Consider the following 13097-nt stretch of genomic DNA (forward strand, 5'->3'; position numbering starts at 1 on the left):
TTGCCCTGATAACGTCATCATTGGATGGTAATGCTTGAGACCTGCCCTGATCCGTCTCGCATCTGAGCATCAGTGATCCGCCTCGACCGATCAGCGCCACAGCTGCGTGGCGGGCAGACATGCCATTCTTTCTGTGAGGATTCACCATGGTTTCATCGTCACATTCAGCCGACGCATCACATTCAACTGACAACGTCCTGTCCCTGCCCCTGGCGATCGCACATCGCGGCCTGTCGGCCTATGCGCCAGAAAACACCCTGGCCGCCATTCAGGCGGCGCATGAGGCAGGCTTTCAATGGGTGGAACTGGACGTGCAATTGCTGGGCGATGGCACGCCGGTCATCTGGCACGATGCCGGCGTGAATCGCTGCTCGGATGGGCGTGGCAAGCTCAAGAATCTGGATTGGGACAGCGTGCAGACCTTCGATGTCGGCAGCTGGTTCAATGCGTGCTTTGCCGGTGAGCGCATGGCCTCGCTCAAGCAGGCGCTGGAGCTGATCGCACGCCTGGACATGCGCCTGAATCTGGAGCTCAAGCTCAGCCCTGGCCACGATGCCCAGGCGCTGGTCGATGCCGCCATCCCGATGGCCACCGCCCATCTGCCCGCCTCACACCTGATCATCTCGTCGTTTGATCCCCAGGCGCTGCGGTTGACACGTCAACGCGACCCGCAGGTGCATATCGGCCTGCTCTACGATGACATCCCCGATGACTGGCAGAGCCTGGCCGATGAGCTGAACGCAAGTTCCGTGCATGCCGACTGGCGCGCCCTGACGCGCGCCGCGGCCAGTGACATCACCAGTCGTGGCCACAAGCTGCTCTGCTACACGCCCAACGATGCAGCCGCCTTCGCGCCGCGCTGGGCCTGGGGGGTGGATGCCGTCATCAGCGATGACCCGGCCATCTTCAGCGAGGAGGATCGCGAGCCCACTCTACCGAACGACACCACCACGCAAGGGCTACCCCAGACATGACCCCGGGCATCGAGCGCGACAGTCGCAGCGTTGAACACGCGAGCAATGATGCACTGACGCCGCGCCAGCAACAGATTCTCGAGCGACTGGCCCGCGAGGGCCAGCTGGCCGTCGACCCGCTGGCCCACGCCTTCGACGTCACGCCCCAGACCATCCGGCGTGACCTGGGCGTGCTGTGTGAGCGCGGGCTGGCGCGGCGGCGCCACGGCGGCATCGAGCGTCCACCGGGCGGCTACAACCTGGGACACTCCCAGCGCATCATGCTGGCGCGCACTGCCAAGCAGGCCATGGCCGCCAGCGTGGTCGCCGAGATTCCCGATGACGCCACCCTGGCGCTGGGCATCGGCACCAGCGTGGTGGCGGTCGCCGAAGCCCTGCTTGCCCGGCGCGGCCTGCGCGTGATCACCAACAATCTGCAGGTGGCGCAGGCGCTCTCGACCCACCCGGATGTCGCCGTCCAGTTGGCGGAAGGACAACTACGCCCGCAGGATCTCGACGTGGTCGGCAGCGCCACCGTGGCCTTCTTCGCGCGTCATCAGGTCGATATCGCGGTCCTCGGCTGTGGCGGTCTCGATGCCGGTGGGCTGCTCGACTTCGATCCGGAAGAAGCCGCGGTCAGCCGTGCGCTGGTCCATCACGCCCAGCGCCGGATTCTGGTCGCCGACGCCAGCAAATGGGGGCGCGCCGCCATGTGCCGTATCGCCCCGCTCGAGGAGATCGACCTGCTGGTCACCGATGAACTGCCCCATCAGCCCGATTATCGCAGCGCGCTGGAGGCTGCCAGCCAGCAGAGCCTATCGGTGCGCTTCACTGCTTGAACCGAGGCGCGTCGCGCAAGCCGGCACCCATCGACGATACTGAAGGGACACGCGACTGATGACAGCCGCGCTCCCGCTTACCTTCTGAGGATTTCTGGAATCACCATGCAAGCCTTCGCCCACTGTCCTGCCAGCACCCTGTCGGGTATCCGGTATCTGTTGACCGATATCGATGACACCCTCACCCATGAAGGGCGTCTCGCGGCATCGACGCTGGCGGCGCTGGAGCGCCTGGATGCCGCCGGCATCAAGGTCATCCCCGTCACGGGCGGTTGTGCGGGCTGGTGTGATCACATCGCACGCGCCTGGCCGGTCGCCAGCGTGATCGGTGAGAACGGTGCCTTTGCCTTCCGCCGTCAGGGGCAGCGCATCCTCACCACCTGGTGGGAAGACGAGCAGCGCCTGCGCGCTCGCCAGCGCCACGTCATGACCGTCGCCCGCCAGCTGCTGCTCAACCATCCGCGCGCGGCACTGGCCCAGGACCAGCCCTTCCGCTTCGCCGATGTCGCGGTGGACCACTGTCAGGCGGTCGGCCCGCTGGCCCAGAGCGAGATTCGCGCCATCATCGCCGGCTTCACGGCCGCCGGTATTCAGGCGCGTGCCAGCTCCATCCACATCAATGCGTGGCAGGGCGAGTTCGACAAGGCGCGCATGGCGGTGCGGGTCCTCACCGAGACCTTCGGCCTGGACCGCATGCAGCTGGAGCAGGAGGTGATGTACGTCGGCGATGCCCCCAATGATGCGCCGATGTTCGCCACCTTCCGCCACACCGTGGGCGTGGCCAACATCATCCAGCACCGCGCGGCACTCGGTTGGGAGCCCAGCTGGGTGACGCGCCACAGTCATGGCTCCGGGGTCGAGGAAATCGCCGAGGCTCTGCTTACGGCACGCAAGGGAGTCGAGAGCGTCAAGACAGACGCCTGACCCTGTGACTGATGGCGGGCATAGACCTCCAGCCGGATGACGACCTCACGCCTTTGGACAGAAGTCAGCCGACAGGCATGAAAAAGCCCGCATGGCATCACCATGCGGGCTTTTGTTATCCAAAGGATAACGAATAACGCCAACTACCGGCTATCAATCCGCGAAGAACAATCCCCGCAGACCCTCGCCCGGATCATCAAAGCGCATGAAGGCCTCCCCTACCAGGAAGCCATGGACACCGGCGTCGCGCATCTTCGCCACGTCGTCACGGGTATGGATGCCGGATTCGGTGACCACACGCACGCCCTGCGGCATGTCGGTCAGCAGGTCCAGCGTCGTCTCCAGCGACGTCTCGAAGGTACGCAGGTCACGGTTATTGATGCCAACCAGCTCGATACCCAGCGCCAGTGCACGCTTGAGCTCTTCGCCGTCGTGCACCTCGACCAGCACATCCATGCCCAGCTCGCGCGCCTGACGATACAGAGCGCTCAGGTGCGCATCGTCCAGCGCCGCGACGATCAACAGGATGCAGTCGGCGCCGATGGCACGCGCCTCCAGCACCTGATACGGGTGGATGATGAAGTCCTTGCGAATCACCGGAATCGAGACGGCGTCGCGCGCCTCGATCATGAAGTCCTCATGCCCCTGGAAGAAGTCGGCATCAGTGAGCACCGACAGGCAGGCGGCGCCGGCCTGCTCGTAGGCCACGGCGATCTCGGCGGGTGCGAAGTCTTCACGGATCACGCCCTTGGAGGGGGACGCCTTCTTCACCTCGGCGATGATGGCCGGCTCGCCACGGTCGATGCGCGACGTCAGCGCCTCGATGAAGCCGCGCGGCGCGCTCTGTTTCTCGATCAGGGTCTGCAGGTCCGCCTCGCTCACCGCGGCGCTGCGCTCGGCGATCTCTTCTTCCTTGCGCGCCAGAATCCTGGCCAGGATGGTCGGCAATGCCTTGTCAGTCGTCTGCTCAGTGCTCATCAGCGGGTCGCTCCTTCATCATTGACCTGGGCGTAGACACGGGTGAAATCCGCCAATTCCTTCATCTTCTCGAACGGCAGCTTGCTGGCCTGCACGTCCTCGGCAATGCTGACACCCTCCTTGAGACTGTCCGCGATGCCCGCCACGTAAAGGGCCGCGCCGGCATTGAGTGCCACGATGTCGCTGGCCGGGCCTTCATCACCGCGCAGCGCCTGCTGCACCAGCTTGAGGCTGGCGTCCGAGGTCTCCACCGCCAGACTTTCCAGCGACTGGCGCGCGATGCCGAAGTCTTCCGGCGCGATGCGGTATTCGCGGATCTCGCCATCCTTGAGCTCATTGACCAGCGTCGGTGCCGCCAGCGAGATCTCGTCCAGACCATCATCGCTGTGCACCACCAGCACATGCTCGGCCCCGAGGCGCTTGAGCACCTCGGCCATCAGCGGCACCAGCGCCGGGTCATAGACCCCCAGCACCTGGCGGGTGGCGCCGGCCGGATTGGTCAGCGGACCGAGGATGTTGAACATGGTACGCACGCCCATCTCGCGGCGCGGGCCGATCACGTGCTTCATGGCGGCGTGATGATTGGGCGCGAACATGAAGCCGACCCCGATATCATCGATGCAGCGTGCGACCTGCTCGGCGTCCAGCGCCAGATTGATGCCGGCCGATTCAAGCAGGTCGGCACTGCCGGACGATGACGAGACACTGCGGTTGCCGTGCTTGGCCACATGGCCACCGGCGGCCGCCACCACGAAACTTGCCGCCGTGGAGACATTGAACAGGTTGGCACCATCACCGCCGGTGCCGACGATATCCACTGCATCGGTGGCGCGCACCGTGACGCGCGTCATCAGCTCACGCATCACCTGGGCGGCGGCGGCCAGCTCATCGACGGTCTCGCCCTTCATCGACAGCGCCATCAGCAAGGCCCCGATCTGCGCCTGGGTCGCCTCGCCGGTCATGATGGCCGTCATGACCGCATGAGTGTCGTCGTAGCTCAGGTGCTGGCGGCGCATCACGGCGCCAATCGCCTCACGCATCTGCATGTTGTGTCTCCGCAGGCGCCAGCCTCGGCGGCTGACGCATGAAAAAATAGGATGTGACTCTTGCGACCAAGGCCCGCTCAGGCGGCTTTCGCAGCCTCGCCGCGACGCAAGAAGTTAGCCAGAAGCTCATGACCCTGCAATGTCAGGATCGACTCAGGGTGGAACTGGACGCCTTCGACATCCAACTCGCGATGGCGCAGGCCCATGATCAACTGCGGCGTTACATCGTCGTCATCCGTCCAGCTGGTGACGATCAGACACTCGGGCAGGCTCTCACGATCGACCACCAGCGAGTGATAACGCGTGACTTCCAGCGGCTCGGCCAGCGCAGCGAAGACACCACTGTTGTCGTGACGCACGGCGGAGGTCTTGCCGTGCATCACCTGGGGAGCACGTACCACCTTGCCGCCGTAGACCTGACCGATGGCCTGGTGACCGAGGCACACGCCCAGAATCGGCAGCTTGCCGGCGAAGTGGCGAATGGTTTCCAGCGTGATGCCGGCCTCGTTGGGCGTGCACGGCCCCGGGCCCAGCACCAGATGTGACGCGCCGAGCGCCTCGATCTGCTCGAGCGTGATGGCGTCATTGCGCACGGTCAGCACTTCCGCGCCCAGCTCACACAGATACTGGACGATGTTGTAGGTGAAGCTGTCAAAGTTGTCGATCATCAGCACGCGTGGCGTGCTGGCGTCCTGCGAAGTGAATGTCTGCATGGTCAGTGTCCATTCTCGGGAGCGGATCATGCGCCGTGATTAACCGGCCTGCCCGCTCTCCTGTGGTGTCGTTCCCGCCGTCCAGCAACAAAAATGCCGCCCTGGTCGGCGGCATTCTTCTGGTCGTACGTCCTCGAACTTCAGACATGCGAAAGCCGCCCCCTTGTCAGGAGCGCCACCACTGCTGGCTGAGGTCGTGCGGGTTACGTAGCGTCATGGGTCAATAGTGCGTTGAGCTGCCAGGAGTGTCAATCACATGCGCCGTTGCAGGGAGTGACCCGCGAACACTGGCGAGTCACTCCCGAAATGCGTGGCGCGCCGATCAGTCCAGATTGTCCAGACCGCGCTCCGCCATCGCCACGGCACGGAACAGGGCACGCCCCTTGTTGAGGGTCTCGTCCCACTCGGACTGCGGCACGGAATCGGCCACGATGCCGGCGCCGGCCTGGACGTGCAGCACCTTGTCCTTGAGCACCGCGGTGCGGATCGCGATGGCGGTATCCATGTTGCCGTGCCAGGAGAGATAACCCACCGCGCCGGAATAGATGCCGCGCTTGACCGGCTCCACCTCGTCGATGATCTCCATGGCGCGAATCTTCGGCGCACCGGACAGGGTGCCTGCCGGGAAGGTGGCCCGCAGCACGTCCATCGGCCCCAGGCCTTCCTTCAGCTTGCCGGTGACGTTGGAGACGATGTGCATGACGTGGGAATAGCGCTCCACCACCATCTGGTCCGTCACCTTGACGCTGCCGGTCTGACTGATGCGACCGGCGTCGTTGCGGCCCAGGTCGATCAGCATCAGGTGCTCGGCGACTTCCTTGGGGTCTGACAGCAGGTCCTTCTCCAGCGCCAGGTCTTCCTCTTCGGTGGCGCCGCGCACGCGGGTACCGGCGATCGGGCGCACCGCGACCTCGCCATCCTCGAGACGCGAGAGAATCTCCGGCGACGAGCCGATGACGTGGTGGTCATCCAGATTGAAGAAGAACATGTACGGCGAGGGATTCAGGCTGCGCAGTGCACGGTAGAGATCCAGCGGCGCGGCGCGGTAGGGAATCGACATGCGCTGCGACGGCACGCACTGCATGACATCGCCGGCCAGCACGTATTCCTTGATCTTCTCCACTGCGCCCTTGAAGCCTTCCTCGGTGAAGCCGGAGGTGAAGTCGGTCTCCTTGACCGGCTCGCCGCCGGTGCCGGGGCTGACGGTGTTCAGCGTCGCGCTGCGCAGCTGGATCTCGAGGCGTTCGAGACGCTCGCAGGCGGCCTCGTAGGCGTTGGGCGTTGCCGGGTCGGCGTGGGTCAACAGCGTCAGACGCCCGGACAGGTTGTCGAAGATCACCAGCTCGTCGGCGACCATCAGCAGGATGTCCGGCACGCCCAGCGGGTCCGGCTTCTCGACGCCGCGCAGGCGCGGTTCGATATAGCGCACGGTGTCATAGCCGAAGTAGCCGACCAGGCCGCCATTGAAGCGCGGCGCACCGTCGATGACCGGCACGCGGAAGCGGGTCTGGAACTGCTCGATCCAGTCGAGGGGGTCCTCGACCTCGGTCATGCCGGTCTGCTCGCCATTGATCAGATGCGAGACCACCTGGCCACGCACCTCGATGCGCTCACGACACGGCAGGCCGATGATGGAGTAGCGCCCCCACTTCTCTCCGCCCTGCACGGACTCCAGCAGGAAGGTCCACGGCATGTCGGCCAGCTTGAGATAGGTAGACAGTGGCGTGTCGAGATCCGCCAGCACGTCACGGGTGACGGGAATGCGGTTGTAACCGGCTTCGGCCAGTTCAGCGAAGTGTTGTGGGGTCATCATGACCTGCAGTTCCTTCCACGGAGGGTGCGTTGCCGACACGGGGCCGGCTTGTCTGGGACTCAGTCTATCATCGCGGGTCGCTGGCGGCAGCGCTGGTGGAGGCAAGTTCTGCCATCTCATGCCTCACTGTGCGCCCGAGCTGGACACCAGCCTCGCTCTGTCAATTCCCATCAATCAGCGTCACTCAGCCAGCCAAGACCAGCTCGGCGAGTGAGTCGACGAGATAGTCCGGGTGGCTGCGCGAGATCGGCTCGCCATGGTTGTAGCCGTAAGGTACCGCCAGGGTGCGGAAACCGGCGGCGCGGCCTGCCGCGATATCATGACGCGAGTCACCGACCATCAAGGCCTGACGCGGCACCACCCCCAGCCGCTCGGCGGCGAACAGCAGGGGCGCGGGATCCGGCTTGCGCGTCGGCAGGCTATCGCCGCCCAGCGCCAGCGCGAAATGCTCGCTCAGCGCGAAGTGCGAAAGCAGCGGCTCGATGAAGGCTTCCGGCTTGTTGGTGATCAGCACCAGCGGGATACCGGCCTGGCGCAGCCCCTCCAGGCATTCCCGCACACCGGGATAGAGTCGCGTACGCGAGCTGGGGTCGGCGGCGTAATGTGCCAAAAAGCTCTGATGCGCCTGCTCGACCCGCGCCAGGTCATCGGTCGCCAGGCCATGTGCTGCCAGGGCGCGCTCCACCAGTACCCGCGACCCATTGCCGACAAAGTCGCGTACCCGTGCCTCCCCCAGCGCCGTCAGCCCCTCTTGCTCAAGCATGCAGTCGATCGCATGGGCGAGGTCCGGCACCGAGTCGATCAGGGTGCCATCGAGGTCGAAGGCGACCATCTCGATCGCCCTGAGCGACGGATGTACCGGACCTGTGAATGTGGGATGATCGTGCATCCTTGCTCCTTTTCAGCGACAGAATTCGTGTAGGTGCCAAAAGCGCAACGACGAGTTCTCGCGTGCTCATGGCGAATATACGTAAAATAACGACATCTCGCGCATGCAGCACTATTTAGCACGCTCATTATCTTGTTATCATAGCGGTATCGCGACGCCAGTTATCGACTCCGGGCCTTGCATGTTCTGACTCGATAGCCGGCCGACACTTTTCACACCTTCCCATCAATCTTGTCACTGAGGAGCACTCAATGGCCATTCCCCGCATCGTAGTCGTTGGCGGAGGCGCCGGCGGTCTGGAACTCGTCACCAAACTGGGCCACAAGCTGGGCCGCAAGAAGAAAGCCGAGATCATTCTGATCGACCGCAATTCCACGCATATCTGGAAGCCGCTGCTGCACGAAGTGGCCACCGGCGTGCTGGATTCCGGTCTCGATGAAGTCTCCTACCAGGGCCATTCCAAGGCCCACGGCTACAAGTTCCAGCGCGGCACCCTGGAAAGCCTGGAGCGTGAAGAGAAGCAGCTGACCCTGGCCGCCATCCATGACGCCAAGGGCAACGTGCTGCTGCCCGCCCGCCAGCTCAGCTATGACTATCTGGTACTGTCACTGGGCAGCGTGTCCAATGATTTCGGCACCGAAGGCGTCGCCGAGCATTGTCACTTCCTGGACAGCCCGCAGCAGGCCGAGAAATTCCGCCGCGACATGCTCGACACCTTCCTGCGCTTCAGCGCCAACGGTGAGGAATGTGAGCGCCAGCAGCTCAACGTCGCCATCATCGGTGCCGGCGCCACCGGGGTCGAGCTCTCCGCCGAGCTGTTCGATGCCTCCAAGATGCTGCACAGCTACGGCTTCTCCTCGCTGGAAGACCGTCAGGTCAAGGTCCACCTGATCGAGGCCGCACCGCGCATCCTGCCCGCCCTGCCGGAACGCATCGGCAAGCCGGTCGCCAAGGAGCTGACCAAGCTGGGCGTCGATATCCACGTCGATACCCGGGTGACCTGCGCCGACTCACGCGGCATCACCACTGCCGATGGCACCCTGATCGAAGCCGACCTGAGCGTGTGGGCCGCCGGTATCCGTGCGCCCGCCTTCCTGTCCGAGCTGGGTCTGTCCACCGAGCGCAACCATCAGGTCAAGGTGCACCAGACCATGCAGAGCATCGATGATGAGTTCATCTTTGCCCTCGGTGACTGTGCCAGCTGCCCGCAGCCGGATGACAAGCGCGTCCCGCCGCGCGCCCAGGCCGCTCACCAGCAGGCCAGCCTGATGGTCAAGAACCTGCGCGCCGCGATGGCCAACAAGCCGCTCAAGGACTTCGTGTTCAAGGACCACGGCTCGCTGATCTCGCTGGCGCACTTCGATGCCGTCGGCTCGCTGATGCGCGGTGCCTCGGCGCGTTCGCTGTTCATCGAAGGCCGCCTGGCCAAGTTCTTCTACGCCTCGCTGTATCGCATGCACCAGATGGCGATCCACGGCGTGGTCAAGACCGGCATGACGGTGGTGGTCGACGGCCTGAACCGTTACCTGCGTCCGAAGATGAAACTGCACTGAGACTGAGCCTGCCTGCCCGGCAGGGTCGCCAGTCAACAAAACGCCCCCGACGGATTCCGTCGGGGGCGTTTTCGTTTCACGCATTCAATCAAGCAGATCGTCAGTCGAGCAGGCTGTCCAGCGCAAGCTCACCGGCGATCAAGCGGCGCTTGGCCGCCACACTCAACTGCTTGACGCGATACTCAAGCTTGAGCGCCCGCGAGCGATCGCCGACCACCTGTTGATAACACAGCGTCAGCGGCCCCTTGCCGCGCAGCGCTCGCGCACCGCGCTTGCCGCCCTCATGCTCGCTCAGGCGGCGCGCCACATCGGTACTGATACCGGTGTAAAGGCGCCCTTGGGCCGTCTCGAGCACATACAGCGACCACTCGCTGAGCACCGCGGCGTGAACCGAGCCGTCGGCTGCCTCGCCAGCTCGCGCGCTGTCATCCATCACGCGATCAGCTGCGCACGCTGGCAAGCTCGGCACGCAGCTTCGCCAATACGCTGTCGTAGCGGTTGGCATCGCTGTCACTGCGCGCATTGAAGATGGCGGAACCGGCCACGAAGGTGTCGGCACCTGCACGCGCGATCTCGGCGATGTTGTCGACCTTGACGCCACCATCGATCTCGAGACGGATGTTGTAGCCGGAGGCATCGATGCGACGACGCGCTTCACGCAGCTTGTCGAGAGTGCCGGGGATGAACGACTGGCCGCCGAAGCCCGGGTTGACGCTCATCAACAGGATCATGTCGACCTTGTCCATCACGTAGTCGAGGTAGGACAGCGGCGTGGCCGGGTTGAATACCAGACCGGACTTGCAGCCCGCATCACGAATCAGCTGCAGCGAGCGATCGACGTGGTCGGAGGCTTCCGGATGGAAGGTGATGTAGCTGGCACCGGCCTCGGCGAAGTCACCGATCATGCGGTCGACCGGCGTGACCATCAGGTGGGCATCGATCTCGGCGCTGATGCCGTAATCACGCAGCGCCTTGCACACCATCGGCCCGATGGTCAGGTTGGGCACGTAATGATTGTCCATCACGTCGAAGTGGACGATATCGGCCCCGGAGGCCAGCACATCCTCGACCTCCTGCCCCAGGCGGGCGAAGTCAGCGGACAGGATCGACGGGGCAATCTTGAAGTCATTCGGCAGTAGTTCAGACATGTCATCAGGCGCCAGCGAGAAGTGGAAGAGGCATTTTACGCCACCCTCTCACAAAAGACAGGCGCTGTGTGAATGTGCACCGCCAGCCTGCCGGTCCGTCGCTGCCGATCCGCCGGCGGCCCACGCCAGACACTCCACTGCGACCCACTCCCTCAAGCCGCCCTCACACCAGGACCTCATCCCCTTCCAGATCAGACACCAACAAGAATATTGCCGTGCAAAGTTGAAATTGGTGCATTAGCAACTGATAGTTAAGCTGTTCTCTCGGCCCAGTGAGCAGCTCGCTGGCCTTCTGCGCATGTTCCTCGCACTGCACGCGTCATGTCGCATCTCTTATAACGATAACAGGAACCGACACCTCTCATGTTCGACACCTCTCTCGCAAACCGCAGACATCTCAAGGCGCTGGCCGCCGCCGCACTGTTGCCGCTGGCCGGCCTGCTGCCGACGGCGATCCCCGCTGCCTTCGCCGAGTCTTCCGCGATTCTGGAAGGCGAGCGCCTCCACCCCCAGGAAGGTCAGCACGGCATGGTCGCGACCAGCCACTATCTGGCCTCTCAGGTCGCACGCGATGTGCTGGCCGATGGCGGCAACGCCGTCGACGCCGCCGTGGTGGCAGGCTTCGCGCTGGCCGTGACCCAGCCGCGCTCCGGCAACATCGGTGGCGGCGGCTTCATGCTGGTGTCGGATGAGAAGACCGGCGAAGTAGTGGCCATCGATTACCGCGAGAAGGCCCCGGCGGCGGCCAGCGAGACGATGTTCCAGGACGAGAATGGCGAGGCGGTCTCCGAGTGGTCACGCTTCACCCACCGCGCGGCAGGCGTGCCCGGCACCGTCGCTGGCCTGGCCAAGGCGCTGGAAGACTACGGCACCCTGAGTCTCGAGCAGGCCCTCGCCCCGGCCATCAAGCTGGCCGAAGACGGCTTCGTGATTCCGACGCGCTTCGCCAAGGGCTTGAGCGATGCCAAGGACCGCCTGGCCAAGTGGGACAGCACCGCCAAGGTGTTCTACAAGCCGGATGGCAGCAACTATCAAGCCGGCGAGCTGTTCAAGCAGCCGGAACTGGCCGCGACCCTCAAGCGCATCGCCGCCAATGGTCCGCGCGAGTTCTACGAGGGTGAGACCGCCCGGCTGATCGTCGCCGAGATGGAGCGCCACGACGGCATCATGACGCTGGATGACCTCAAGGCCTACGAGCCGGCCATCCGCGAGCCGGTCCACGGTACCTATCGTGGCTATGACATCTTCTCGATGAGCCCGCCCTCCTCCGGCGGCGCGCACATCGTCGAGATTCTCAACATGCTCGAAGGCGATGACATCCAGGCGATGGGCTTCAATTCCGCCGCCACTATCCACGTGATGGCAGAAGCGATGCGCCGCGCCTACGCCGACCGCTCCGAGTATCTGGGCGACACCGACTTCGTCGATGTGCCGCTGTCGGGCATCATCTCCAAGGACTACGCCAAGGAATTGCGCGCCCAGTTCGAGCTCGACAAGGCCACGCCCTCCAGTGAGGTCAAGCCCGGCAAGCCGCAGCCGTATGAGTCCAATCAGACCACCCACTTCTCGATTGCCGATGGCAATGGTCTGGCCGTCTCCAATACCTACACCATCAACTTCAGCTACGGCTCCGGCATCGTGGTCGATGGCGCAGGTTTCCTGCTCAACAACGAGATGGATGACTTCTCCGCCAAGCCGGGCGTGCCGAATGCCTATGGCCTGATCGGTGGCGTCGCCAACAAGATCGAGCCGAACAAGCGCATGCTGTCTTCCATGAGCCCGACCATCGTGATGAAGGATGGCAAGAACTTCCTCGTCACCGGTAGCCCCGGCGGCTCGCGCATCATCACCACTACCCTGCAGGTGATCATGAACGTGATCGACCACGGCATGAACATCCAGTCGGCGGTCAGTGCGCCACGCATCCACCACCAGTGGCTGCCGGACGAGATTCGCATCGAGGCGGGCATCAGCAAGGACACCATCCGTCTGCTCGAGGCGATGGGCCACAAGGTGGTGACCAAGGACGCCATGGGCGCCATCCAGTCGATCATGATCGACGACGGCACCTTCTACGGCGGTGCCGACCCGCGTCGCTCCACCTCTTCGGCCATGGGGCTGTAGACGATGGCTGCGACGGGGCAGTCTCTGCATCGCATCGCCGAGCTGCCCCATCAATGACGCCTTGACCCCATTGTTGGGGCGGGCTATCTGTGACGGGCGACACTTCGGTGTCGCCCG

The 13097-nt window shown here is 64.1% G+C and carries 12 protein-coding genes; 5 read left to right on the plus strand and 7 right to left on the minus strand.

The window, feature by feature from the left end; translation table 11 throughout:
- Positions 1–146 precede the first annotated feature (146 nt).
- The 3 genes from R2R70_RS17835 (at position 147) to R2R70_RS17845 (ending at position 2716) form a co-directional block, all read left to right on the plus strand.
- On the plus strand, positions 147–974 hold the full coding sequence (locus R2R70_RS17835) for a glycerophosphoryl diester phosphodiesterase (RefSeq protein WP_410978642.1): 828 nt from the start codon (positions 147–149) through the stop codon (positions 972–974).
- A complete protein-coding gene (locus tag R2R70_RS17840; RefSeq protein WP_410978643.1) occupies positions 971–1792 on the plus strand; it encodes a DeoR/GlpR family DNA-binding transcription regulator in 822 nt (273 codons plus the stop codon). The genes R2R70_RS17835 and R2R70_RS17840 overlap by 4 nt, the downstream gene beginning before the upstream one ends.
- A 105-nt stretch (positions 1793–1897) precedes the next feature.
- On the plus strand, positions 1898–2716 hold the full coding sequence (locus R2R70_RS17845) for an HAD-IIB family hydrolase (protein WP_410978644.1): 819 nt from the start codon (positions 1898–1900) through the stop codon (positions 2714–2716).
- Positions 2717–2869: 153 nt separating this feature from the next.
- Here the strand turns inward: R2R70_RS17845 and trpC are convergent, their stop codons facing one another.
- The 5 genes from trpC to R2R70_RS17870 form a co-directional block, all read right to left on the minus strand.
- Positions 2870–3694: an indole-3-glycerol phosphate synthase TrpC gene (gene trpC, locus R2R70_RS17850; RefSeq protein WP_410978645.1), complete on the minus strand. Its 825-nt coding sequence runs from the start codon at positions 3692–3694 to the stop codon at positions 2870–2872.
- Positions 3694–4740 (minus strand): anthranilate phosphoribosyltransferase, encoded by a 1047-nt coding sequence (gene trpD, locus R2R70_RS17855; protein ID WP_043335260.1) that lies wholly within the window; start codon positions 4738–4740, stop codon positions 3694–3696. The genes trpC and trpD overlap by 1 nt, the downstream gene beginning before the upstream one ends.
- Before the next feature lie 77 nt (positions 4741–4817).
- A complete protein-coding gene (locus R2R70_RS17860) occupies positions 4818–5453 on the minus strand; it encodes an anthranilate synthase component II (protein ID WP_410978646.1) in 636 nt (211 codons plus the stop codon).
- A gap of 322 nt (positions 5454–5775) precedes the next feature.
- Positions 5776–7263 (minus strand): anthranilate synthase component I, encoded by a 1488-nt coding sequence (trpE, locus tag R2R70_RS17865; RefSeq protein WP_043335326.1) that lies wholly within the window; start codon positions 7261–7263, stop codon positions 5776–5778.
- Positions 7264–7450: 187 nt separating this feature from the next.
- Positions 7451–8155, minus strand: coding sequence for a phosphoglycolate phosphatase (locus R2R70_RS17870; RefSeq protein ID WP_410978647.1), 705 nt, complete (start codon positions 8153–8155; stop codon positions 7451–7453).
- A 251-nt stretch (positions 8156–8406) separates the two neighbouring features.
- Between R2R70_RS17870 and R2R70_RS17875 the strand changes: the two genes are divergently transcribed.
- A complete protein-coding gene (locus tag R2R70_RS17875) occupies positions 8407–9708 on the plus strand; it encodes an NAD(P)/FAD-dependent oxidoreductase (RefSeq protein ID WP_043335266.1) in 1302 nt (433 codons plus the stop codon).
- A gap of 100 nt (positions 9709–9808) precedes the next feature.
- On the opposite strand, the gene R2R70_RS17880 is transcribed toward R2R70_RS17875, so the two are convergent.
- Positions 9809–10141 (minus strand): GIY-YIG nuclease family protein, encoded by a 333-nt coding sequence (locus R2R70_RS17880; RefSeq protein WP_410978648.1) that lies wholly within the window; start codon positions 10139–10141, stop codon positions 9809–9811.
- Positions 10142–10148: 7 nt separating this feature from the next.
- Positions 10149–10856 (minus strand): ribulose-phosphate 3-epimerase, encoded by a 708-nt coding sequence (rpe, locus tag R2R70_RS17885; RefSeq protein ID WP_043335268.1) that lies wholly within the window; start codon positions 10854–10856, stop codon positions 10149–10151.
- A 363-nt stretch (positions 10857–11219) separates the two neighbouring features.
- Between rpe and ggt the strand changes: the two genes are divergently transcribed.
- Positions 11220–12980, plus strand: coding sequence for a gamma-glutamyltransferase (gene ggt, locus R2R70_RS17890; RefSeq protein WP_410978649.1), 1761 nt, complete (start codon positions 11220–11222; stop codon positions 12978–12980).
- Positions 12981–13097: the final 117 nt, after the last annotated feature.

The sequence above is a fragment of the Cobetia sp. SIMBA_158 genome (assembly GCF_046566945.1).
GTDB lineage: Bacteria > Pseudomonadota > Gammaproteobacteria > Pseudomonadales > Halomonadaceae > Cobetia > Cobetia amphilecti.